Origin of the sequence: Achromobacter dolens (assembly GCF_902859745.1) — a bacterium.
Taxonomy (GTDB): domain Bacteria; phylum Pseudomonadota; class Gammaproteobacteria; order Burkholderiales; family Burkholderiaceae_B; genus Achromobacter; species Achromobacter dolens.
Map to the genome: position 1 here is coordinate 1 of NZ_CADIJW010000009.1, position 20,844 is coordinate 20,844.

The 20,844-nt window shown below is 68.8% G+C and carries 20 protein-coding genes and 1 riboswitch; of the genes, 13 read left to right on the forward strand and 7 right to left on the reverse strand.

The features are described 5' to 3' along the window. From HV783_RS09440 to HV783_RS09475, 8 genes are all read left to right on the forward strand, one after another. On the forward strand, window positions 1–1,710 hold a 1,710-nt coding region (locus tag HV783_RS09440), incomplete at its 5' end, for a copper resistance system multicopper oxidase (protein WP_175189041.1). 18 nt (window positions 1,711–1,728) lie between these two features. After that, window positions 1,729–2,742 carry a copper resistance protein B gene (locus HV783_RS09445; protein ID WP_175189042.1) on the forward strand — a complete coding sequence of 338 codons (1,014 nt, stop codon included), beginning with the start codon at window positions 1,729–1,731 and terminating at the stop codon, window positions 2,740–2,742. Window positions 2,743–2,760: 18 nt separating this feature from the next. Next, on the forward strand, window positions 2,761–3,231 hold the full coding sequence (locus HV783_RS09450) for a DUF411 domain-containing protein (protein ID WP_054503556.1): 471 nt from the start codon (window positions 2,761–2,763) through the stop codon (window positions 3,229–3,231). 135 nt (window positions 3,232–3,366) lie between these two features. Next, the gene (gene serA, locus HV783_RS09455) at window positions 3,367–4,566 is read left to right on the forward strand and encodes a phosphoglycerate dehydrogenase (RefSeq protein WP_054503557.1); all 1,200 of its coding nucleotides are present in this window, start codon (window positions 3,367–3,369) and stop codon (window positions 4,564–4,566) included. A gap of 176 nt (window positions 4,567–4,742) precedes the next feature. Continuing rightward, window positions 4,743–5,267 (forward strand): sigma-70 family RNA polymerase sigma factor, encoded by a 525-nt coding sequence (locus HV783_RS09460; RefSeq protein ID WP_054503558.1) that lies wholly within the window; start codon window positions 4,743–4,745, stop codon window positions 5,265–5,267. A 2-nt stretch (window positions 5,268–5,269) separates the two neighbouring features. Next, complete coding sequence (locus HV783_RS09465; RefSeq protein WP_054503559.1) at window positions 5,270–6,274, forward strand: FecR domain-containing protein; 1,005 nt, start codon at window positions 5,270–5,272, stop codon at window positions 6,272–6,274. Between the two features lie 186 nt (window positions 6,275–6,460). After that, window positions 6,461–8,911 carry a TonB-dependent receptor gene (locus HV783_RS09470; protein WP_081273473.1) on the forward strand — a complete coding sequence of 817 codons (2,451 nt, stop codon included), beginning with the start codon at window positions 6,461–6,463 and terminating at the stop codon, window positions 8,909–8,911. Continuing rightward, window positions 8,911–10,086, forward strand: coding sequence for a PepSY-associated TM helix domain-containing protein (locus tag HV783_RS09475; RefSeq protein WP_064524900.1), 1,176 nt, complete (start codon window positions 8,911–8,913; stop codon window positions 10,084–10,086). Before HV783_RS09470 ends, HV783_RS09475 begins: the two co-directional genes overlap by 1 nt. A gap of 31 nt (window positions 10,087–10,117) precedes the next feature. On the opposite strand, the gene HV783_RS09480 is transcribed toward HV783_RS09475, so the two are convergent. Both HV783_RS09480 and HV783_RS09485 read right to left on the reverse strand, forming a co-directional pair. Then, window positions 10,118–10,726 (reverse strand): HD domain-containing protein, encoded by a 609-nt coding sequence (locus HV783_RS09480; RefSeq protein ID WP_175189043.1) that lies wholly within the window; start codon window positions 10,724–10,726, stop codon window positions 10,118–10,120. Between the two features lie 72 nt (window positions 10,727–10,798). Further along, the gene (locus HV783_RS09485) at window positions 10,799–11,674 is read right to left on the reverse strand and encodes a LysR family transcriptional regulator (protein WP_175189044.1); all 876 of its coding nucleotides are present in this window, start codon (window positions 11,672–11,674) and stop codon (window positions 10,799–10,801) included. Window positions 11,675–11,815: 141 nt separating this feature from the next. Between HV783_RS09485 and HV783_RS09490 the strand changes: the two genes are divergently transcribed. The 4 genes from HV783_RS09490 to HV783_RS09505 are packed head-to-tail and all read left to right on the forward strand — an operon-like array spanning window position 11,816 to window position 14,828. Next, window positions 11,816–12,247, forward strand: coding sequence for a VOC family protein (locus HV783_RS09490; protein ID WP_054503561.1), 432 nt, complete (start codon window positions 11,816–11,818; stop codon window positions 12,245–12,247). 24 nt (window positions 12,248–12,271) lie between these two features. Then, window positions 12,272–13,006: a 5-oxoprolinase subunit PxpB gene (pxpB, locus tag HV783_RS09495; RefSeq protein WP_116792616.1), complete on the forward strand. Its 735-nt coding sequence runs from the start codon at window positions 12,272–12,274 to the stop codon at window positions 13,004–13,006. Continuing rightward, window positions 13,003–14,004: a 5-oxoprolinase subunit C family protein gene (locus HV783_RS09500; protein WP_116792615.1), complete on the forward strand. Its 1,002-nt coding sequence runs from the start codon at window positions 13,003–13,005 to the stop codon at window positions 14,002–14,004. Before pxpB ends, HV783_RS09500 begins: the two co-directional genes overlap by 4 nt. 56 nt (window positions 14,005–14,060) lie before the next feature. Continuing rightward, the gene (locus tag HV783_RS09505) at window positions 14,061–14,828 is read left to right on the forward strand and encodes a LamB/YcsF family protein (RefSeq protein WP_116792614.1); all 768 of its coding nucleotides are present in this window, start codon (window positions 14,061–14,063) and stop codon (window positions 14,826–14,828) included. A 6-nt stretch (window positions 14,829–14,834) separates the two neighbouring features. On the opposite strand, the gene HV783_RS09510 is transcribed toward HV783_RS09505, so the two are convergent. Both HV783_RS09510 and HV783_RS09515 read right to left on the reverse strand, forming a co-directional pair. After that, window positions 14,835–15,536 carry a GntR family transcriptional regulator gene (locus tag HV783_RS09510; protein ID WP_081273474.1) on the reverse strand — a complete coding sequence of 234 codons (702 nt, stop codon included), beginning with the start codon at window positions 15,534–15,536 and terminating at the stop codon, window positions 14,835–14,837. Between the two features lie 109 nt (window positions 15,537–15,645). Next, window positions 15,646–16,284, reverse strand: a complete 639-nt coding sequence (locus HV783_RS09515) for a trimeric intracellular cation channel family protein (RefSeq protein WP_054503565.1) — start codon at window positions 16,282–16,284, stop codon at window positions 15,646–15,648. A gap of 232 nt (window positions 16,285–16,516) precedes the next feature. Here HV783_RS09515 and HV783_RS09520 point away from each other — a divergent pair, with 232 nt between their 5' ends. Next, window positions 16,517–17,386: a universal stress protein gene (locus HV783_RS09520; RefSeq protein ID WP_054503566.1), complete on the forward strand. Its 870-nt coding sequence runs from the start codon at window positions 16,517–16,519 to the stop codon at window positions 17,384–17,386. A 36-nt stretch (window positions 17,387–17,422) separates the two neighbouring features. On the opposite strand, the gene HV783_RS09525 is transcribed toward HV783_RS09520, so the two are convergent. From HV783_RS09525 to metX, 3 genes are all read right to left on the reverse strand, one after another. After that, window positions 17,423–18,703, reverse strand: coding sequence for a muropeptide transporter (locus HV783_RS09525; RefSeq protein ID WP_081273475.1), 1,281 nt, complete (start codon window positions 18,701–18,703; stop codon window positions 17,423–17,425). A 69-nt stretch (window positions 18,704–18,772) separates the two neighbouring features. Then, complete coding sequence (gene metW, locus HV783_RS09530; RefSeq protein WP_175189045.1) at window positions 18,773–19,387, reverse strand: methionine biosynthesis protein MetW; 615 nt, start codon at window positions 19,385–19,387, stop codon at window positions 18,773–18,775. Continuing rightward, window positions 19,384–20,655, reverse strand: a complete 1,272-nt coding sequence (metX, locus tag HV783_RS09535; RefSeq protein WP_064524922.1) for a homoserine O-succinyltransferase MetX — start codon at window positions 20,653–20,655, stop codon at window positions 19,384–19,386. The genes metW and metX overlap by 4 nt, the downstream gene beginning before the upstream one ends. Continuing rightward, a riboswitch (SAM riboswitch) is annotated at window positions 20,645–20,726 on the reverse strand. It overlaps the preceding gene by 11 nt. Window positions 20,727–20,844 lie beyond the last annotated feature (118 nt).

The following is a 20,844-nucleotide window of genomic DNA, read 5'->3' on the forward strand; positions in this document are numbered from 1 at the left end:
CGCGCCGCCAGCGCGGGCCCGCGCGCGGCGCAGGCCGCGGCCGCGCCCGCCGAACTGCGCGGCACCGAATTCCACCTGGAGATCGGCGAAACCCCGGTCAACTACACCGGCGCCGCCCGCATCGCCACCACCGTCAATGGCCAGGTGCCAGCCCCGCTGCTGCGCTGGCGCGAGGGCGACACGGTCACGCTGCACGTGACCAACCGCCTGCGCGAACAGACCTCGATCCACTGGCACGGCATCCTGCTGCCCACGGAAATGGATGGCGTGCCGGGCCTGAGTTTCCCGGGCATCGATCCCGGCCAGACCTTCACCTACCGCTTCGACGTGCGTCAGAGCGGCACCTACTGGTATCACAGCCACTCGGGGTTCCAGGAGCAGACCGGCCTGTACGGCGCCATCGTCATCGACCCGAAGCGGCCCGATCCCGTCGCCGCGGACCGTGACTACACCGTGCTGCTGTCGGACTGGACGGACGAAGACCCGATGCGGGTGTTCGACAAGCTCAAGGCCATGCCCGACTACTACAGCCGCAACCAGCCCTGCGTCGAGAGCCTGATCCGCGAGGCCGGCGAGAAGGGGTGGCGGGCGGCGCTGTCCGAGCGCCTGATGTGGGAACAGATGCGCATGAACCCGTCCGACCTGGCGGACGTCTCCGGCGCCACGTACACCTTCCTGACCAACGGCGCGACGCCCGCCGGCAACTGGACCGGCCTGTTCAAGCCGGGTGAACGCGTGCGCCTGCGCTTCATCAACGGCTCGGCCATGACGTACTTCGACGTGCGCATCCCCGGCCTGAAGATGACGGTGGTGGCGGCCGACGGCCAGGACGTGCGGCCGGTCGACGTGGAGGAATTCCGCATCGCCGTGGCCGAGACCTACGACGTGATCGTCGAGCCCGCCGAGGACCGCGCATACACCATCTTCTCGCAGGCCATGGACCGTTCCGGCTACGCCCGCGCCACCCTGGCGCCGCGCCCCGGCATGCAGGCCGAGGTGCCCGCGGTCGATCGCGCGCGGTTGCTCGGCATGATGGACATGGGCATGAAGCACGACATGGGCGGCATGGATCATGGCGCCATGCCGAAGGCGACCGCCGGCGCGATGGCCGGCATGAACCATGGCGCCATGCCCGGCATGGACCACGGCAGCTCCCACGGCGGCGGCGCGGACCAGGGCGGCATCGTCGAGGTCAGGCACCCCTATCCCGAGGAACGCGGCCCCGGCAATTCGATGCTGCCCGAAGTGGTCTCCACCCGCCTGGACGACCCCGGCATCGGCCTGCGCGACAACGGCCGCCGCGTGCTGACCTACGCCGACCTGCGCTCGATCCGCGAACCCGACGACAACCGCGCGCCGACCCGCGAGATCGAGCTGCACCTGACCGGCAACATGGAACGCTACATGTGGTCGTTCAACGGCGTGACGTTCTCCGACGCCAAGCCCATCGTGCTGCGCCTTGGCGAGCGCGTGCGCTTCGTGCTGGTCAACGACACCATGATGACCCACCCCATCCACCTGCACGGCCTGTGGAGCGACCTGGAATCGCCCGACGGCGCCTTCCAGGTGCGCAAGCACACCCTGTCGCTCAACCCCGCGCAGCGGCTGAGCTACCGCGTCAGCGCCGATGCGCGCGGCAACTGGGCCTACCACTGCCACCTGCTGTACCACATGGAGGCCGGCATGTTCAGGGCGGTCGTGGTGGAGTAGGCGATGAGAAACCGGACTATGCGCACTTCCCTTCCCCCGTTCCGCCATGTCGTGCTGGCCATCGCCCTGCTGGCGGCCCTGGCCAGCCAGCCGGCCCTCGGCCAGGCCACGGGCGACCACGCCGGCATGGATCATGGCTCGATGCCGGACATGAACCACGGCGGCGCCACGCCCCAGCCCGCGATGCCACCCGGCATGGACCATTCCTCCATGCCAGGCATGAATCACGACGGCGCCAAGCCACAGCCCGCGATGCCGCCCGCCATGGATCATTCCGCCATGCCCGGCATGGACCACGGCGCGCCCGCCGCCGCCCCGCCGGTCGGCAGCCTGCCGTCCAGCGACGGCGCCGGTCCGCGCGGCTACGACAGCTACGGCATCCATCCGCACATGATGGACAAGGACGCTTCATCGCGGCTGCTGTTCGACAAGTTCGGCTGGTCGCGCAACCGCGACGGCCAGAACGCGCTGGAATGGGATGGCCGCTTCTGGTGGGGCGGCGCCACCGACCGCCTGGTGCTCAAGAGCGAAGGCGCGCGCGAAAGCGGCGGCGGCTCCGAAGCCAAGGTCGAAGCCTTGTGGAGCCACGCCATCTCGCCGTTCTGGGACCTGCAACTGGGCGCGCGGCGCGACTTCGGCACCGGCCCCAAGCGCAACTGGGCCGCGCTCGGCATCGAGGGCGTGCTGCCCTACAACATCGAGGTCGAGACCACCGCCTACGCCGGCCCGTCCGGCCGCACCGCGCTGGCCATGAAGGCCGAGTATGACCTGCTGCTTACCCAACGTCTGATTTTCACGCCCGAAATCGAGGCCAGCGCCTACGGCCGCAACGACCCCGAGCGCGGCATCGGCTCGGGCCTGTCCAGCGGTTCGCTGTCGCTGCGGCTGCGCTACGAGGTCACGCGCCAGTTCGCGCCCTACGTCGGGGTATCCTTTGAACGTAAGTTCGGCCGCACCGCGGACTATGCCTCCGCCGCCGGCCAAGGTCGCTCGCAGGCCGCCGTGCTGGCGGGCGTGCGCTTCTGGTTCTGATCCTTCTCGCGGAGACCCATGAAAAAAATCCTCACCCCTGCCCGCCTGCTGCTGGCGGCCGCGCTATCCCTGCCCCTGTACGCGCCGCTCCTCGCGCAGGCCCAGTCCGCGCCCAAGGTGCAGGTCTGGAAGACCCCCACCTGCGGCTGCTGTGAAGACTGGGTCAAGCACATGCGCGACAACGGCTTCGAGGTCACCACCCACGACGTGCAGGACACCGGCGCGGTGCGCCGCAACGCCGGCATGGCCGACTATGGCTCCTGCCACACGGCCGTGGTGGACGGCTATGCCATCGAGGGCCACGTGCCGGCCAGCGACGTGCGCCGCCTGCTGCTCGAAAAGCCCGATGCCGCCGGCCTGGCCGCCCCCGGCATGCCGCTGGGTTCACCCGGCATGGACGGCCCCGAATACGGCGGCCGCAAGACCCCGCATGATGTCCTGCTGGTGGACAAGCGCGGCGGCGCCAAGGTGTTCCAGGCGTATCGTTGAAGCACCGGGCCGGGGCAAGCCCCGGCCACCCGCCTGAAACAATTCATCCCCACCCGGGCAATGGGTACCTCTTGCACCGCAGCAAAAATGCGCCACAATAAATAAAACGCATTCTTCACCCGACCCCTGGCAGTCATGGCACACATCGTCCTGTTCGAGAACATCCACCCGAGCGCCCGCGCCGTCTTCGAAGCCGCCGGCTACACCGACATCGTCACGCATGCCGCGGCCCTGCCGCCGGCGCAGTTGCAGGACGCCCTGCGCGGCGCCCACGTCGCGGGCATCCGTTCTCGTACCCACCTGGATGCCGCCCTGCTGTCCGGCAGCCCCGACCTGCGCGTGGTCGGCTGCTTCTGCATCGGCACCAACCAGGTCGACCTCGACACCGCCATGCAGCGAGGCATCCCGGTGTTCAACGCGCCGTTCTCCAACACCCGCTCGGTCGCCGAGCTGGTGCTGGGCGAAGCCATCCTGCTGTTGCGCCGCATTCCCGAGAAGAACGCCCGCGTCCATCTCGGCCACTGGGACAAGAGCGCCGCCGGCGCCTTCGAGACCCGCGGCAAGACGCTCGGCATCGTCGGCTACGGCAACATCGGCTCGCAGATCAGCACGCTGGCCGAAAGCCTCGGCATGCGCGTCATCTACCACGACGTCGAAGCCAAGCTGCCGCTGGGCAACGCGCGTCCGGCCGGCTCGCTCAACGACCTGCTGGAACAGGCCGACGTGGTCACCCTGCACGTGCCCGGCGGCAAGTCGACCGAAAACATCATGAATGCGGAGACCATCGCGCGCATGCGCCGCGGCGCCATCCTCATCAACGCCTCGCGCGGCACCGTGGTCGACATCGACGCCTTGCACGCGGCGCTCAAGTCCGGCCACCTGGCGGGCGCCGCCCTCGATGTGTTCCCCACCGAACCCAAGGGCGCCGACGAACCCCTGGCCAGCCCGCTGATCGGCCTGCCCAACGTCATCCTGACTCCGCACATCGGCGGCAGCACGCAGGAATCGCAAGAGAACATCGGCCGCGAAGTGGCCGAGAAGCTGGTGCGCTTCCTGCAGGCCGGCACCACCAAGGGCGCGGTCAACTTCCCCGAGCTGCCCTACCTGGAGCCGGCCGGCGCCACCCGCATCCTGCACGTGCACCGCAACGCCCCCGGCGCGCTCGGCACGCTGGACAACCTGATGGCGCAGCACGGCCTGAACATCGTCAGCCAGACGCTGCAGACCAAGGGCCAGATCGGCTACGTGATCACCGACGTCGAAGGCCAGGTCGACGACCTGGTCATGACGACGCTGCGCGATCACCCGATCACGGTACGTTGCGACCGGCTGTAAAAGGCGCTCTGGACAAAAACAGGCCCGCTCGCGCGGGCCTTTTTCATGGGTCGCGGCGGCTGCGTCAGGCGGGCCGGGGTCTGCCGGCATTGCGCGACCTATCGGACTTCAGTTATAAACGATAACCATTCCTATCCATATTGAAATAGGCGTCCTCCCACGCCTGGGTCTGTCCGATGTCCGCCGCCGATCTCCCCGTGCAGCAAGACCTGTACGCTCTTTACAGCGATCATCACGGCTGGCTGCTGGGATGGCTGCGGCGCCGCCTCGGCAATGCGGCGGATGCCGCCGACCTGGCACACGACGCTTTCCTGCGCCTGATCGTCCGGCCCGCGCCCGATGGCTTCGCCAGCGCCGGCGCCGCCCGCGCCTACCTGCGCACCATGGCGCAGGGCCTGTGTACCGACCTCTGGCGCCGCCGACAGGTGGAACAGGCCTGGCTGGACAGCCTGGCCGCGCAGCCCGCTGCCTATGCGCCGTCGCCGGAGCACCAGGCGCTGGTCATCGAGACCCTGCTGGAAGTCGGCGAGTGGCTCGGCCGCCTGCCGGACAAAGCCCGCATGGCCTTTATCCAGGCACAGATACACGGGCTGTCCACCCGCGAGATCGCCGACCACATGAGCGTGTCACCGCGGATGGTGCAGAAGTACCTGGCCCAGGCCATGCTGCATCTGGCGCTGATCGACGCCGGGTTGAACTAGCCATGGCGGCAGCGATCCAGCCCGCACCGCCCCTTCCGGTCCGGGCGGATTATGAAAGCCTGAAGGTCGCGGCCGAATGGTACGCGCGCCTGCAGAACGCCGATACCAGCGCGCAACAACGCCTCGCCTGGCAGCATTGGCTCGACGCACGCCCCGAACACCGCAGTGCGTGGGCACACGTCGAGGCCGTGAGCCGCCGCTTCGCCGTGCTACGCCTGGATGGCGAGCGCGACGCCGCCGAGCAAGCCGTGCAGATCGCCTCGCGGCGGCCTTCCACCCGCCGCCGGGCGGCAGGCCGCATCCTCGCCCTGGGTGGCGTCGGCGTGCTGGGCTGGCTGGGTTGGCGCTTCACGCCCCTGCCCGGGGTCGTGACCGCTTGGCGCTCCGACTACGCCACGGGTATCGGCGAGCAACGCCAACTGGTCCTGGCCGACGACACCCGCGTCTGGCTCAACACCCGCAGCGCCATCAACGTACGCCTGGACCCGACGCAGCGCCTGGTGGCGCTGGCCGGCGGCGAGATCCTGATCGACACCGCCAAGGACGCGCGGCAACGCCCGTTCTTCGTCGACACCCGCCTCGGCCGGCTGCAGGCCCTCGGCACCCGCTTCACGGTCAGGCAGGCCGACGACGACATCCTGCTGGCGGTCTACGGGGGTCAGGTGCGGATCCACACCCTCTCCGGGCAGGAAGCGCTGGTACGCAGCGGCGAACAGGCGCGCTACCGCGCCGACGCGATCTCCGAGGCCGTGCCGGCCGATCCGGCCCGCGAGGCCTGGTCCCGCGGCGTGATCCTGGCCGAAAACCTGTCGCTGGCCGATCTGGTGGCGGAACTGGGCCGCTATCACCGCGGCTACACGGGCGTGGACCCCCGCATCGCCGGCCTGCGCGTGGTGGGCCGCTATCCCGCCAACGACCTGCCGCGCGCGCTGGCGATGCTCGAGCGCGAATTGCCGGTCCGCATCCAGCGCACCTTGCCATGGTGGGTGACGCTCGAACCGAAATAAGGTTCTCAAAAAAATTCACGCCAAGGTTCGCTTTTCCGCTGCTCGTCCGATCAACAGGGAAAGAGGACCGCGCAAACCCGTGCCGCGTCCCGGCCGCCCGGCCCGCCCCGGGCAGCCAGACGGCGCCCCGCGCGCGCAAGCCGCGGCCCTCTCCTTGCCCATCCCTGCTCCAAGGAAGACCGCTCCATGCGCCGCCCGCAACACCCCGCCCGTCCCGGGCCGTCCACTCCCTCATCGCCCCAGCCCGTTGCCCTCCAGCGCGTATTGCGCAAGACCGTGCTCGGCGCGCTCCTGATGACCGCGCTGGCCCCGGCGGCCCATGCCCAGGACGCGACCCGCGCCGTCAGCGCCACTCATGCCTATGACGTGCCCGCGGGCCCACTGGCGGGCGCCCTGAGCCGCTTTGCCGAACAGGCCAACATCCTGCTCAGCGTGCCGGCCGACATGACCGCCGGCAAGACCAGCCCCGGCGTGCGCGGCGCCCACAACGTCGACAGCGCGTTCCGCGCCCTGCTCGCCAACACCGGCCTGGAAGCCGTGCGCCGGGCCGAGGGCGGCTACGCGCTGCGGCCCGCCCCGGCGACATCCGCCACCACCACCCTGCCCGCCGTGGTGGTGAGCGGCGCCAGTGCCTCGGCGCTGCCCGAGGCGTACGCGGGCGGCGACGTGGCGCGCGGCGCGCGCATCGGCCTGCTGGGCAACCGTGACTTCCTGGACACCCCGTTCAGCGCGACGTCGTACACGGCCAAGCTGATCGAAGACCAGCAGGCGCAGAACATTGGCGACGTACTGGTCAACGACCCTTCGGTCCGCAACACCTATTCGCGCGGCGCGGGTCGCGACGAATTCAATGTCCGCGGCTTCACGCTGTTCAACTACGACGTCGCCTACAACGGCCTGTACGGCATCTCGCCGCGCAACGCCACGTCATTGATCGGCATCGAACGCGTCGAGGTGCTGCGTGGACCCAATGCGCTGCTCAATGGCATGGCCCCGTTCGGCTCGATCGGCGGCTCCATCAACCTGGTGCCCAAGCGCGCGGGTGATGAACCGCTTAACCGCATGACGCTGTCGTACATCGAGAACAACCAGTTCGGCGCGCAGGCGGATATCGCCCGCCGCTTCGGCGAGGACGAGCGCACCGGCGTGCGGCTGAACGTGCTGCGCAGCGGCGGCGACATGAACATCTCCGGCGCCGGCGAAGACCTGGGTGCCGTCTCGCTCGGCCTAGACTATCGCGGCAACCGCTTGCGCATCGATGGCGACATCAACTACCAGAACCGCGTGACCGATGCCCGCAGCGGCCTGCTGTTCCCACCCGGCGGCGGCCAGGAAATCGGCCGGGCGCCGGACCCAAAGCGCAACTTCTTCCCCGACTGGACCTACTGGAAGGCCAAGGAATGGAGCGGCGACGTCCGCGCCGAGTATGACCTTTCCGATGACTGGACCGTCTATGGCGCGCTGGGCGCCCGCAAGCACGACTTCGAAAGCCTGCAAACCACCTGGCTGATGCTCGACTCGGCCGGCCGCATCGGATCCGTGCCCGCCCGCCTCAACGAACGGCTGCTAAGCAAGACCGGCGAGGTCGGCATCCGCGGCCGCTTCGATACCGGCCCGGTCAAGCACGAGCCGACGCTGTCCGCCAGCTTCCTCGACATCGACTATTCATCGGCGCGGGTGCGCTCGTCCACGGTGTTCTCGGACCTGTACGATCCCGTCGACCTGGCCAAGCCGAACATCGCCAGGCCCACCGACCTGGGCAAGACGAGCGAAACGCGGCTGTACAGCGTGGCGCTGGCCGATACGCTGTCCGTGATGGACGACGCGGTGCAATTGACCGCCGGCCTGCGCCAGCAGCGCGTCCAGTCGGTCAACTACAACCCGGCCACCGGCGACCGAACCTCGGACTACGGCAAGTCGGCCGTCACGCCAGCCATCGCGCTCGTGGTCAAACCGACCCGGCGCCTGTCGCTGTACGGCAACTACATCGAAGGCCTGAGCCAGGGCGGCACGGCGCCAGCGGAAGCCGTGAACGCCGGCGAGACCTTCAAGCCCGACGTCTCCAAGCAGTACGAGATCGGCGCCAAGTACGACTTCGGCACGGTCGCGGCGACCTTGAGCGCGTTCCAGATCGAGCAACCCAGCGCCTACGTCGACCCGGATACCCTGCGCTACCAGGCCGACGGCCGGCAGCGCAACCGCGGCGTCGAATTCCTGCTGCAGGGAGAACTGATGCCGCGCGTGCGCCTGCTGGGCGGCGTGGCGTACACCAATGGCGTGCTGACCAAGACCGAAGGCGGCCTGAACGATGGCCGCACCGCGCCAGCGGTGCCGCGCTGGCAGTTCAACGCGGCGGCGGAATGGGACACGCCGTTCGTACAGGGCCTTACCCTGACCGCACGCATGCTGCGCACCAGCACCCAGTACGTGGACGCGGCCAACACCCAGCAACTGCCCGGCTGGACCCGTTTCGACGTGGGCGCGCGCTACGCCATGAACATCAACCGCACGCCGGTGACGTTGCGGGCGACGGTGGAAAACGTGTTCAACAAGCACTACTGGCAATCGGCCGCGCGCGAAGGGCTGACGGTTGCCGCGCCGCGCACCCTGCTGCTGTCCGTGACCGCGGAATTCTAGTGCGGCCGCAAGCCCGCGCCACGCCCGGCGCGCGACCGCCGGCGTCCCCATCGCGGCGCGCGCCGGCGGGGCGCGGCAAAGCCTGGTATCGGATCCACAAATGGTCCAGCCTGGCCTGTACGCTGTTCCTGCTGGTGGTCTGCCTCTCGGGCCTGCCATTGATCTTCGATGAAGAGATCGTGACCTGGCTCGACCCCTCTCCGCCCTGGCCCACGCTCGCGCCGGGCACGCCGGCGCCATCGCTCGACGCCATCATCGATGCGGCGCGGGCGCGCCATCGCGCGCACCGGGTCGTCGACGTGGAAGTGTTGCGCGATCCGCCCCGCGTCACGCTCGGGCTCGCCCCCGGGCCACAGGCCGCCGCCGGGACGCCGTCGCTGCGCCTGGAGTTCGATGCGCGCGACGGCACCCCGCGAGCCGCCATCGCCGACTCGGACGAAGGGCTGGGCAGCCGCATCGTGACGCTCATGACGCGCCTGCACATCGATCTCTATGGCGGTTTGCCCGGTCAGTTGTTCCTGGGCGCCATGGCCCTGCTGTTCTCGCTGGCGGTGATATCGGGCGTGGCGCTGTATCACCCGTACATGAAAAAACTGCCCTTCGGCACCGTCCGCGCCCACCGCGCGCGCCGCCTGAAATGGCTGGACCTGCACAACCTGCTGGGCATCGTTACCGTGGCCTGGGCGCTGATGATGGGCCTGACCGGCGCCCTGCACGAACTGGCGGTTCCCTTCTTCCGCCATTGGCTGTCGAACGAGGTCCAGGTCGCGATTTCGCCCCGGATCGATACCCCCCCGGCCAGCGCCACGGCCTGGGCCTCGGTGCAGCAGGCCTATGCCACCGCGCGGGCCGCCGTGCCGGGCAGGCAGGTCGAATCGCTGCGCTTTCCCGATGCCAGCCTGGGCCTGCCCCGCCACTATCTGCTGTGGGCCAAAGGTGACACCGCTCTCGGCGCGCACCTGTTCGACGCCGTCCTGGTCGATGCCCCCACGGGCAAGCTGACTGCAGTCCTGGACATGCCCTGGTATCTGCGCGCCCTGCAGTTCTCGCGGCCGCTGCACTATGGCGACACCGCCGGCCTGCCGCTCAAACTGATCTGGGCCGCGCTCGACCTGATCATGATCGTGATCCTTGGAAGCGGCCTCTATCTCTGGCGCCGGCGCGCCGGGCAATAGCGACTTCCAGCCGTGGGCCCCGGCGGCCGGCTCAATCCGCCGCGTCGCGCGCCGCCGGCGCACTTCCCGCGAAATGCGCCGCCACCCATCGTTCACAGACGTCCAACAATTTCGGCGCGCCGCGCTGGATCACCGGACCGTAGCGGGCCAGCACCTGCTCGCGCGACACGCCGTTCTCGGTCCAGGTGCCGCCGCCCGTGAACACGTTGATCAGCAGCGGCTGGAAGCGGTCCAGCGCCTTGGCGAAGCGCGCGTCCTCGCTCTCGGCCTGCTCGAATTCGCGCCACAGCGCCAGGAACTCTTCGCCCTGCGGCGGAGGCAGCAAGCCGAACAGCCGTTCGGCCGCCTTGTCCTCCTGCTCGACCTGCCACGCCGCCGACGAACCGCCATGGATCGGATGGTCGCCGACGTCGATCTCGACCACGTCATGCAGCAGCAGCATCCGCATGACCCGCTGGGTATCCACCGGACCGCTGGCGTATTCACTCAGCACCAGCGCGTACAGCGCCAGGTGCCAGGAGTGCTCGGCGGAATTCTCCTTGCGGCTGCGGTCCAGCAGCGGCGATTGCCGGACGACGGTCTTGAGCCGGTCGATTTCGCGGAGGAATTGCAGCTGTTTTTCCAGTGAGGTCGATGCCATGGTGTCCTGCGTGGGTGGCGGTCCTGGCGCGAATGCCGATCGCGTTCCCGACACTGTACCCCCCTGACAGGCTCAGGGCGCCAACGTGGCCCCCGCCGCCCGCGCCAGGCACTCGGCCATCTTGCCGCGGACGCTGCCGGCGTCGAACGGCAACCGCCCGATGAGGCCGATCTCGCGATGAAACGCCGCATCGCCCAGCGACACCAGCCGCAGGCCATCCGTATCCAGGCCGCGCAAGCGCGGCAGCAGCGCCACGCCCAGTCCGTGGCGCACCATGTTGGCGATGGCCTCGATCTCGTCCAGCTCCACGGCCTCGTGCACCGTGATGCGCTGCTTCTTCAGGAACAGGTCCACCACGCGCCCGCCGAACGACGCGCGGTCGTAGCGGATGAAGGGCTGCGACGCCAACACCTCGCGCCACTGCGCCAACGCCATCGCGGCCGGCATGGCCAGCACCACTTCCTCGCGCAGCAACGGCTGCCAGCCCAGTTCCGGCGGCAGCGCGAACGGCGGCCGGATCAGCAGCGCCATATCGACCTCGCCGGCGTCCACCTGTCCCAGCAGCGACAGCGACACCCCCGGCACGATCCGCACCCGCACGTCGGGGTAGCCGGCGCGGAACTCGCCCAGCGCCCGCACCAGCAGGTCCTGCTGCACCGACGCGATGGCGCCGATGCGCAGCGAGCCGCTGACATGGCCGGCCCCGGCCGAAGATGCCATGCGCTCGGCCATGGCCACCAGTTCCTCGGCCTGCGGCAGCATCTCGCGGCCATGGTCGTTCAGCACGGCGGCGCGCGCGCTGCGGTCGAACAGCGCCACGCCCAGGTAGTCCTCCAGGCGCTTGATCTGGGCGCTGACCGCGGACTGGGTCAGGCCCAACTGAGCGCCCGCCCCGGTGAAGGTGCCGTCGCGCGCCACGGCAATGAAGGTCTTGAATTCTTTGATCACGATCAATATTTTCGATGCTAAGAAACAAAAAATATCGTTTTTCAATCAAAAAAACAATTCATAAACTATCGATTCCGGACACGCCCCGATGGTGACGGTCCGCATTCTGAATTACCTTTTCCGCCTTATCCGGAGCTTTTCATGACCGCTCAAACCAACCTGCCGCCGTTCCACCTGGCCTTCCCGGTCCGCGACCTGGCCGAAGCCCGCGCCTTCTACGGCGAAAAGCTGGGCTGTCCGGAGGGCCGCAGCTCGCCCGACTGGATCGACTTCAACTTCTACGGCCACCAGATCGTCGCCCACCTGGCCCCCAGCGAGTGCGGCCACAAGGCCACCAGCGCGGTCGATTCGCACAATGTGCCCGTGCGCCATTTCGGCGCGGTGCTTTCCATGGAACAATGGGAAGCCATGGCCAAGCGCCTGACCGATGCCGGCACCGAGTTCGTCATCGAGCCCTACATCCGCTTCAAGGGCGAAGTCGGCGAACAGGCCACCATGTTCTTCCTGGACCCGTCGGGCAACGCGCTGGAATTCAAGGCGTTCAAGAACCTGGATTCGTTGTTCGCCAAGTAATCCGTCTCTACAGGTTTCGTGCCGTTGAACGCTACATCAGACACTTCTTCTCCGGCCGAAACCGCCTGGCGCATCCAGCCCCAGGGCGACCGCTGCCTGATCGTCTCTTTCGGTGACCAGATCGACGCCACCATCGGCCGCACCTGCCTGGCGGCGGCGCGCAAGCTGCGCGACGCCGGCCTGCCGGGCGTGACCGACGTGGTGCCATCGTTCGTGGCGGTGGCGGTGCATTACCGGCCCGACGGCCTGGGCAACGGTCCCACCTACGCCGACCTGGCCGCGCGCATCGAGGCGCTGCTGGGCGACGGCATCCAGGCCGACGCCGCCGCCGGCCGCGAGGTCGACGTGCCGGTCTGCTACGGCGGCGAGCACGGGCCCGACCTCGACGACGTCGCCCGCGCCGCCGGCCTGACCCCCGACGACGTCATCGCGCTGCACAGCGGGCCGCGCAGCATGGTGTTCATGCTGGGCTTCGCGCCCGGCCACGCCTACCTGGGCGTGCACGACGAAAAACTGAACCTGCCGCGGCGCGCCTCGCCGCGCACCGCCGTGCCGCCCGGCGCGGTGGCCATCGCCAACCGCCAGACCGTGATCTACCCCAACCGTCTGCCCGGCGGCTGGCACATCATTGGCGCCACCCCGCTGACCATGTTCGACCCCGCGCGCGACCCCGCCGCGTATTTGCAACCGGGCGACTCGGTGCGCTTCGTGCCCATCACCCCCGATGAATTCGAACGCCTGCGGGAGGGCCGGCCGTGAGCCTCACCGTCATCAAGCCGGGCATGCTGTCCAGCTTCCAGAACCGCGGCCGCGAGGGCTACCAGCACCAGGGCATCCCGGCCGCCGGCGCCATGGACGAACGCGCCCATCGCCTGGCCAACGCGCTCGCCGGCAACACCGGCGATCCCGCCACGCTGGAAATGACCCTGACCGGCCCGACGCTGCGCTTCGACGCGCCGGCCTGCTTCGCGCTGGCGGGCGCCGACCTGGGCGCCACGCTCAACGGTCAGGACATCCCCCAGCACCGGCCGCTGGTCGCCCGCGCCGGCGACACGCTGGCCTTTGGCGCGCGGCCAGCCAACGGCGTGCGCGCCTATCTGGCGGTGCACGGCGGCTTTGCGCTGGCGCCGGTGATGGGCAGCGAAACCACCTATCTGCGCAGCGGCTTCGGCGGCTTCGGAGGCCGCGCGCTGGCCAAGGGCGACCAGGTCGGCCTGCGCCACACGCTTGCCGGCCGCGACCTCGATGCGTTGCGAAAGGCCCTGTGGGACCTGCGCATCTACCTGCCCGGCGCGCTCGGCAACAAGCAACGCGACACCATCCGCTTCCTGCCCGGCATGCAGTGGCAGGAATTCTCCGAAGCCTCCCGCCATGCCTTCGGCGGCGCGGAATTCCGCATCAGCCCGCAGTCCGACCGCATGGGCTACCGCCTGCAGGGCCCGGCGCTGTCCATGAGCCAGCCGCGCCAGATGCTGTCGGAGGCCGCCAGTTTCGGCACCGTGCAGGTGCCCTCTGGCGGCGAGGCCATCATTCTCATGGCCGACCGTCAGACCACCGGGGGCTACCCCAAGATCGCGCAGATCGCCACCGTCGACCTGCCCTTGCTGGCGCAGTATGCGCCGGGACGCGCGCTGCGGTTTGCCATGATCGAACTCGACGAGGCGCAACGCCTGGACGGCGAGCGCGAACGCGCCTTCGCCCAGTTGCTGGACGCGCTGGCGCCGCTGCGCGCGCTGCTGGGACCTGGCCACCCGTGAGGCCAGCTCGCACGCGCCCCCCGAATAACAGCCCGAACCTCCACAGGAACCTCATCATGAGCACAAGCATCGACCTGAACTGCGACATGGGCGAAAGCTATGGCGCCTGGAGCATGGGCAACGACGCCGCGGTGCTGGCCTTCGTCAGCTCGGCCAACATTGCCTGCGGCTTTCATGGCGGCGATCCCGCCACCATGCGCAAGACCGTGGCCGCCGCCCTCAAGCAGGGCGTGGCGCTGGGCGCGCACCCCAGCCTGCACGACCTGGTCGGCTTCGGCCGCCGCGCGATTCCGATCACGCCGGACGAGGCCTACGACATCACGGTCTACCAGATCGGCGCGCTGGCCGGCGTGGCCGCCTCGCAAGGCGCGCGGCTGCACCACGTCAAGGCGCATGGCGCGCTCTACAACATGGCCGCCAAGGACGAGGGCCTGGCGCGCGCCATCTGCCAGGCGGTCAAGGACGTGGATGCCTCGCTGCTGCTGTACGGGCTGGCCGGCAGCAAGCTGATCGACGCCGCGCGCGCCATCGGGTTGGCGGCGGCCAACGAGGTCTTCGCCGACCGTTCCTACCAGGACGACGGCTCGCTCACGCCGCGCACCCGCGCCGGCGCCATGATCGAGGACGTCGACCAGGCGGTGACGCAAGTGGTGCGCATGGTTCGGGAAGGCAAGGTGCGTTCGGTCGACGGCAAGGACGTGCCCGTGCAGGCCGACACGCTCTGTATCCACGGCGACCAGCCCAATGCGCTGGTGTTCGCCCGCGCCATCCGCGAAGCGCTGGAACGGGCCGGCATCGCCGTGCGCACGCCGGCGCGCCGCTAAGCCGCCCTAGCCGCGCCCGAAGCGCGGCGCCGACTCTTCCGCATCCTGCTGCGAGGCCTCGTGGTAGGCCCGCAGGATGCCTGGCAGCACATCGATCACGTAGTTGCGCGTCAGCTCGGCGGCGCGGTCGAAATCGCGCTTGTCCAGCGCCTGCGTGATGCCCTGGGTGTAGGTCTGCAGGTTGTTCGACGCCATCGTCTGCCGGGCCAGCAGGTAGCGCAGCGGCTCGACCTGCTCGTACAGCTTGGTCAGCACGTCCGCCAGCGGCGCATTGCCGGTGAAACGGGCGCCGGCCAGGTAGAACTCGCGCAGCGCGGCGATATAGGCGCGCACGTCGCGCTTGGCCATGGCGGCGGCGATCGCCTCGTCATAGCTGCGCAGCTCGGCCACCAGGGGCGAGATGTCGTCGATCTCGGCAACCTGGCGGATGCAATAGGCTTCCAGTTCCGCGCGCAACTTGTAGAGGTGGCGGATCTGGGTTTCGGAATACAGGGTGACCCGGAAGCCCTTGCGCTGGACATGCGTCACCAGGCCGCTCAGTTCCAGCAGACGCAGCGCTTCCCGGATGGGACTGCGGCTGGTGCCGAAACGCTGCTCCAGTTCCTGTTCCCGCAACGGCTGCCCGGGCCTGATAGTGCCATCCACTATCAACTCACGAATCTGTTCCTGTAGGAAGTACGGAATCGTGGCGGGCGCTTTGACGTCCAATCGGCTCCCCTTGTACTGCGTGATGCAAGTATTGCGACAGCGACAAGATACTAGAAATTTATTGAAACACAAATAGGAAAATTGTTGCAGGAAATCGCGCGCGGTCCGCTCAGTGCCAGTCGTCCCGATAGACAAACTTCGGCATCTGCCAATTGAAGCGCAGGGCCAGCAGGCGCAGCGCCAGACCGACCGCCAGCGCCACCGGCACTGCCGCGTTGGCCGGCATTCCCAGAGCCTGCGCGCCCAGGTAGAGCCCGCCGGTCACCACCGACACGCTGGCGTACAGTTCCTTGCGGAACAGCAGTGGCACCTCGTTGCAGAGCACGTCGCGCAATACCCCGCCGGCGCAGCCGGTGATCATGCCGCTGATCAGCACGACCGTGATCGGCAGTTGCATCAGTTGCGCCACCTGGCAGCCGATGACCGTGAACGCCACCAGACCCAGCGCGTCCGCCAGCAGGAACACGCTGCGCAAGCGCCGCATCACCGGCGCGATCAGGGCGGTCAGCAAGGCCGCGCCCGCCGTCATCCACAGGTATTCGGGGTGCACCACCCAGGTCAGCGGATAGTGGCCCAGCAGCACGTCGCGCAGCGAGCCTCCGCCCAGCGCGGTGACGCAGGCGATGATGCAGACGCCCATCCAGTCCATGTCGCGCCGGCCGGCCGATAGCGCCGCCGTCATCGCTTCGGCCACGATGGCGACCAGGTACAGGGTGTGCAGCAGGGCAGGAGAAAGGTCGTAGAACATGAAACAGGTGGGCGATGGACGAAGCCGCGGCGCGGCAGGCCCCATTGTATTGACAGCCCACGGCCCGGGCGATTGCTCCTCGCCGGATCCTCCCTTACCCTGGAAGCGCGTTGATATCGGTCAAGCCCCTGTCCATGCCCCGGCGGGACAATGGGGATGTGCCCGCAAGGGCGATTTCGGCCACCGGCGGGCTAGCGGGAGCCACCGGCGGGCCCCATATCGGGAGAAACGTATGTCGCAACAACCTGGCCCCATCCTACTGGCCACGGACCTCAGCGCGCGGGGCGATCGCGCCCTCGATCGCGCGCTGCAACTGGCCAAGGAACTCGATACCAAGCTGGTCGTGCTGCACGTGATGGAAAGTCACGGCGTGTCGCCGCGCCTGACCACGCCGGTCTGGCGCCGCCTGGCCGCCGACCACAAGGCGGTGGCCGAACGCGAGCTGGCCGAGGACCTCGCCAACGCCGGCGTCGCCACCGAAGTCGTGGTGGTCTCGGGTGATCCGCTGGTGCGCATCATGGAAACCGCCGACAGCTTCGGCTGCTCGCTGATCATCGCCGGCATCGCCCGCGACGAGACCCTCGGCCGTCTGCTGCTGGGCACCACGGTAGAGAAGCTGGCGCGCCAGGCGCGCCAGCCGGTGCTGGTGGTCAAGAACCGGCCGCGCAAGCCGTACCGCGACGTGCTGGTGGCTACCGACTTCTCGGCCGGCTCGCGCCGGGCGCTGCGCGCCGCACTGCAACTGGTGCCCAACGCCGACCTGACGCTGTTCCATGCCTACGATGTGCCGTTCCAGGGCAAGAACGTGCCGGACGATGCGGTGACCCGCAGCTTTTATCACGCGGCCGAGCAGAGCTCGCGCGAATTCATCGCCGAAACGCCGGAACTGGCCAACGTGGCGCCGCCCAAGGTGGTGCTGGAATGCGGCCAGCCGGAGACGGTGCTGTCGGAATACTCGTTCAACCACCGTTCCGACCTGGTCGTCACGGGCACCCATGGCCGCACCGGCCTGCTGCGCACGGCCATCGGCAGCGTTGCCGAGCGCCTGCTGGAAGCCCTGCCGAGCGACGTGCTGATCGTGCGCCTGACCGAAGAGGCGTAACCCCCGCCCTGGCGCCGGGCCCAGGCGGGCCTGGCGTCAGGCGTCGCCGTCCTGCATCATGGCCTCGATGCGGCCGCGCAGCAGATACAGCAGCAACAGCCCCGGCAGCGCGATGACCACCGTCACCAGGAAGAACCCGGGCCAGCCCAGGTGCTCCACCAGTGGCGGCGTCAATGGCCCGGCCAGATAGGTCCGGCCCACGGCCGACAAGGCCGACAGCAGCGCGAACTGCGTGGCCGAGAAACGCTGGCGGCACAGGGCCATCAGGAGCCCGACGAACGCCGCCGTGCCCAGGCCGCCGCACAGGTTTTCCAGCCCGACCGCCGCGCCCATCAGCCAGATGCTCTTGGGGCTGACCGCGATCAGCCAGTAGCCCAGGTTGGACACCGCCTGCAGCAGGCCGAACACCATCAGCGAGCGGTACAGCGTCCAGCGCGACATGATGAGTCCGCCGGCCAGCGCGCCGACCACGGTCGCGGCCATGCCCATGACCTTGTTGACCGCGCCGACCTCGGTGGGCGTGTAGCCGGCGCCGCGGATCAGGAAAGTGGTCGAGAGCGCGCCGGCAAAGGCGTCGCCCAGCTTGTACAGCACGATCAGCAGCAGCACCGCCAGGGCGCCGCGCCGGGTGAAGAATTCCTGCAGGGGCGCCGACACGGCCTCGCCCAGGCTGCGCGGCGGCTTGGCCACGTGCTCCGGCTCGGGCGCCCACAGCGTCGCCAGCGCGCACAGCAGCATCAGGCCGCCCATCACCACATAGGTATTGCCCCAGCCGATCCACTGGTCGGCCAGGATCAGCGCCAGACCGCCCGAGACGATCATCGCCACCCGGTAGCCCATGACCTTGATGGCGGCGCCGGCGCCGCGCTCTTCCTTGCGCAGCACGTCGGTGCAATAGGCGTCGAAGGCGATGTCCTGGGTGGCCGACAGGAACGCCACCAGCACCGCCAGCAGGGCCAGCGTCTGCAGCGCCGAAGACGGCGACAGCGTGCCCATGACCATGATCGCCAGCGCCAGCAGCACCTGTGTCACCAGCATCCAGCCGCGGCGCCGGCCCAGCAGCGGCGGCGCATAGCGGTCCACCAGGGGCGCCCACAGGAACTTGAGCGTGTAGGCGGTGCCCACCAGGGTCAGGAAACCGATCTGCTGCAAGGGCACGCCGGCCACCGTGGCCCAGGCCTGCAGGGTGCCGCTGGTCAGGGCCAGCGGCAATCCGCTGGCGAACCCCAGGACCAGCAGGGGCGCGACGCGGGGACTGGTGTAGACGTTGGATACAGCGGTAATGACGGTCTCCTGAAACGGCCCGGCCGGGCGCACGGGCGGGCACGGCGGGCTTGCGGCATTTTAGGCGCTGGCGCCCGGGCCGTCAGCCTGCGTTTCAGAATGTCAGGGCGAAGCGAAGCGGTACACCGCCAGCGTGCTGCGCCAGCTCGGAAAGGCCTTGATCTCGCGCCCCTCGTTGAAGGTGGCGCGTTCCAGGATGCGCAGGCCGAGTTCGCCGGCCAACTGCTCGAAATCGCGCAGCGTGCACAGGTGGATGTTGGGCGTGTTGTACCACTGGTACGGCATCTGGCCCGTCACCGGCATGCGCCCGCGCAGGATGGCCCAGCCGTGCGGCCAGTAGCCGAAGTTGGGAAACGACACCACGCCATGGCGCGCCACCCGCGCCATTTCGCGCAGGATGTGCTCGGTGCGATGCATCGACTGCAGCGTCTGCGACAGCACCACGGTATCGAATTGCTTGTCGTCGAACAGCGCCAGGCCGTCTTCCAGGTTCTGCTGGATCACCTCGACACCGCGCCGCACGCAGGCGATGACGCAGGTGTCGTCCAGTTCGACGCCGGCGCCGCGCACCTGGCGATGGTCGCGCAGGTGCGCCAGCAGCGCGCCGTCGCCGCAGCCCAGGTCCAGCACCCGGCTGCCGGGTTCGATCCAACTGGCGATGCGCGCCAGGTCGGGACGCAGCGCAACGAGGGCCGGACGGGGAGTCACAGGAGTCATGCGGAGCGTCCTTCGGTCTGGGTGGCGCCGGTCAACGCCAGCTCGCGGGCGATGCGCTCGTAATAGCCGCGCACCACGGCATGGTAGCGCGCGTCGTCCAGCAGGAAGGCGTCGTGTCCGTGCGGCGCGTCGATCTCGGCATAGGTGACCGGGCTGCCGTTCTTGAGCAGGGCGCGCACGATCTCGCGCGAGCGCTCCGGCGGGAAACGCCAGTCGGTGCTGAACGACACCAGCAGGAAATCCGCCTTGGCCGGCGCCAGCGCGCGCGCCAGGTCGCCGCCGGTCTTGCGCGCCGGATCGAAATAATCCAGCGCGCGGGTGATCAGCAGATAGGTGTTGGCGTCGAAATAGCGGGTGAACTTCTCGCCCTGGTAACGCAGATACGACTCGACCTCGAACTCGACGTCGTAGCCGTAGCGGTAGGCGCCGTTGGCGGCGGGTTCGCGCTGGGCGCGGCCGAATTTCTCGGCCATGTCGTCGTCGGACAGGTAGGTGATGTGGCCGATCATGCGCGCCACCGACAGGCCGCGGCGCGGCACGGTTTCCTGCGCGTAATAGTCGCCGCCATGGAAATCCGGATCCGTGATGATGGCGCGCCGCGCCACTTCGTTAAAGCCGATGTTCTGCGCCGACAGGCGCGGCGTGCTGGCGATGACCACGCAATGGGCCACGCGCTCGGGCAGCGTGATGGCCCAGCTCAGCGCCTGCATGCCACCCAGCGACCCGCCCATCACGGCGGCGAAGCGTTCGATGCCGAAGTGGTCCGCGACCCGCGCCTGCGCCTGCACCCAGTCCTCCACCGTCAGCACCGGAAAGGCGGCGCCCCAGGGCTTGCCGGTCTCCGGATTGATGCTGGCCGGGCCGGTCGAGCCGAAGCACGAGCCCAGGTTGTTGACGCCGATGACGAAGAACACGTTGGTGTCGACCGGCTTGCCGGGACCCACCATGTTGTCCCACCAGCCGACGTCGCTGGGGCTGTCGGCGGCCTGGCCGGCCACGTGGTGCGAGGCGTTCAGGGCGTGGCAGATCAGCACCGCATTGCTGCGCGTGGCATTGAGCGTGCCATAGGTCTCGACCGCCAGCTCGTAGCTGGCCAGCGACTGGCCGCTGAGCAACGGCAGCGGCTCGTCGAAACGCAGGAAGACGGGAGCGACCAGTCCGACGGAACCGGGATCAGCGGCATCGGACTGCGTGAGAGTGGCGGCGGGCAGGGTCGCGAGCGCGGCGCTGGCCGAATCACCGGCCAAATGTTGGGCAGGAGTGGTCATACGGACCTCTTTAGCTGGATTTATTGGAAGGCGCCCGCAAGCGGATCAGGCAAATCGGCGCCGAAAATTGGATAGTGCGGCAGGAATTCTAGCACTGCTGGCGGCGGGGACGGCAAGCGGCCGGGAACGGCCGCGGCCGTCAGCGCCGTGATCGCGGGAAGGCCCGCGTCGGAATGCCAGCCCCCTTCC

What these genes read in the sequence shown, in the direction of transcription:
- HV783_RS09445 (WP_175189042.1), top strand. Translation starts at nt 1,729, where the DNA reads ATGCGCACTTCCCTTCCCCCGTTCCGCCATGTCGTGCTGGCCATCGCC.
- HV783_RS09450 (WP_054503556.1), top strand. Translation starts at nt 2,761, where the DNA reads ATGAAAAAAATCCTCACCCCTGCCCGCCTGCTGCTGGCGGCCGCGCTA.
- serA (WP_054503557.1), top strand. Translation starts at nt 3,367, where the DNA reads ATGGCACACATCGTCCTGTTCGAGAACATCCACCCGAGCGCCCGCGCC.
- HV783_RS09460 (WP_054503558.1), top strand. Translation starts at nt 4,743, where the DNA reads ATGTCCGCCGCCGATCTCCCCGTGCAGCAAGACCTGTACGCTCTTTAC.
- HV783_RS09465 (WP_054503559.1), top strand. Translation starts at nt 5,270, where the DNA reads ATGGCGGCAGCGATCCAGCCCGCACCGCCCCTTCCGGTCCGGGCGGAT.
- HV783_RS09470 (WP_081273473.1), top strand. Translation starts at nt 6,461, where the DNA reads ATGCGCCGCCCGCAACACCCCGCCCGTCCCGGGCCGTCCACTCCCTCA.
- HV783_RS09480 (WP_175189043.1), bottom strand. Translation starts at nt 10,726, where the DNA reads ATGGCATCGACCTCACTGGAAAAACAGCTGCAATTCCTCCGCGAAATC.
- HV783_RS09490 (WP_054503561.1), top strand. Translation starts at nt 11,816, where the DNA reads ATGACCGCTCAAACCAACCTGCCGCCGTTCCACCTGGCCTTCCCGGTC.
- HV783_RS09505 (WP_116792614.1), top strand. Translation starts at nt 14,061, where the DNA reads ATGAGCACAAGCATCGACCTGAACTGCGACATGGGCGAAAGCTATGGC.
- HV783_RS09515 (WP_054503565.1), bottom strand. Translation starts at nt 16,284, where the DNA reads ATGTTCTACGACCTTTCTCCTGCCCTGCTGCACACCCTGTACCTGGTC.
- HV783_RS09520 (WP_054503566.1), top strand. Translation starts at nt 16,517, where the DNA reads ATGTCGCAACAACCTGGCCCCATCCTACTGGCCACGGACCTCAGCGCG.
- metW (WP_175189045.1), bottom strand. Translation starts at nt 19,387, where the DNA reads ATGACTCCTGTGACTCCCCGTCCGGCCCTCGTTGCGCTGCGTCCCGAC.
- metX (WP_064524922.1), bottom strand. Translation starts at nt 20,655, where the DNA reads ATGACCACTCCTGCCCAACATTTGGCCGGTGATTCGGCCAGCGCCGCG.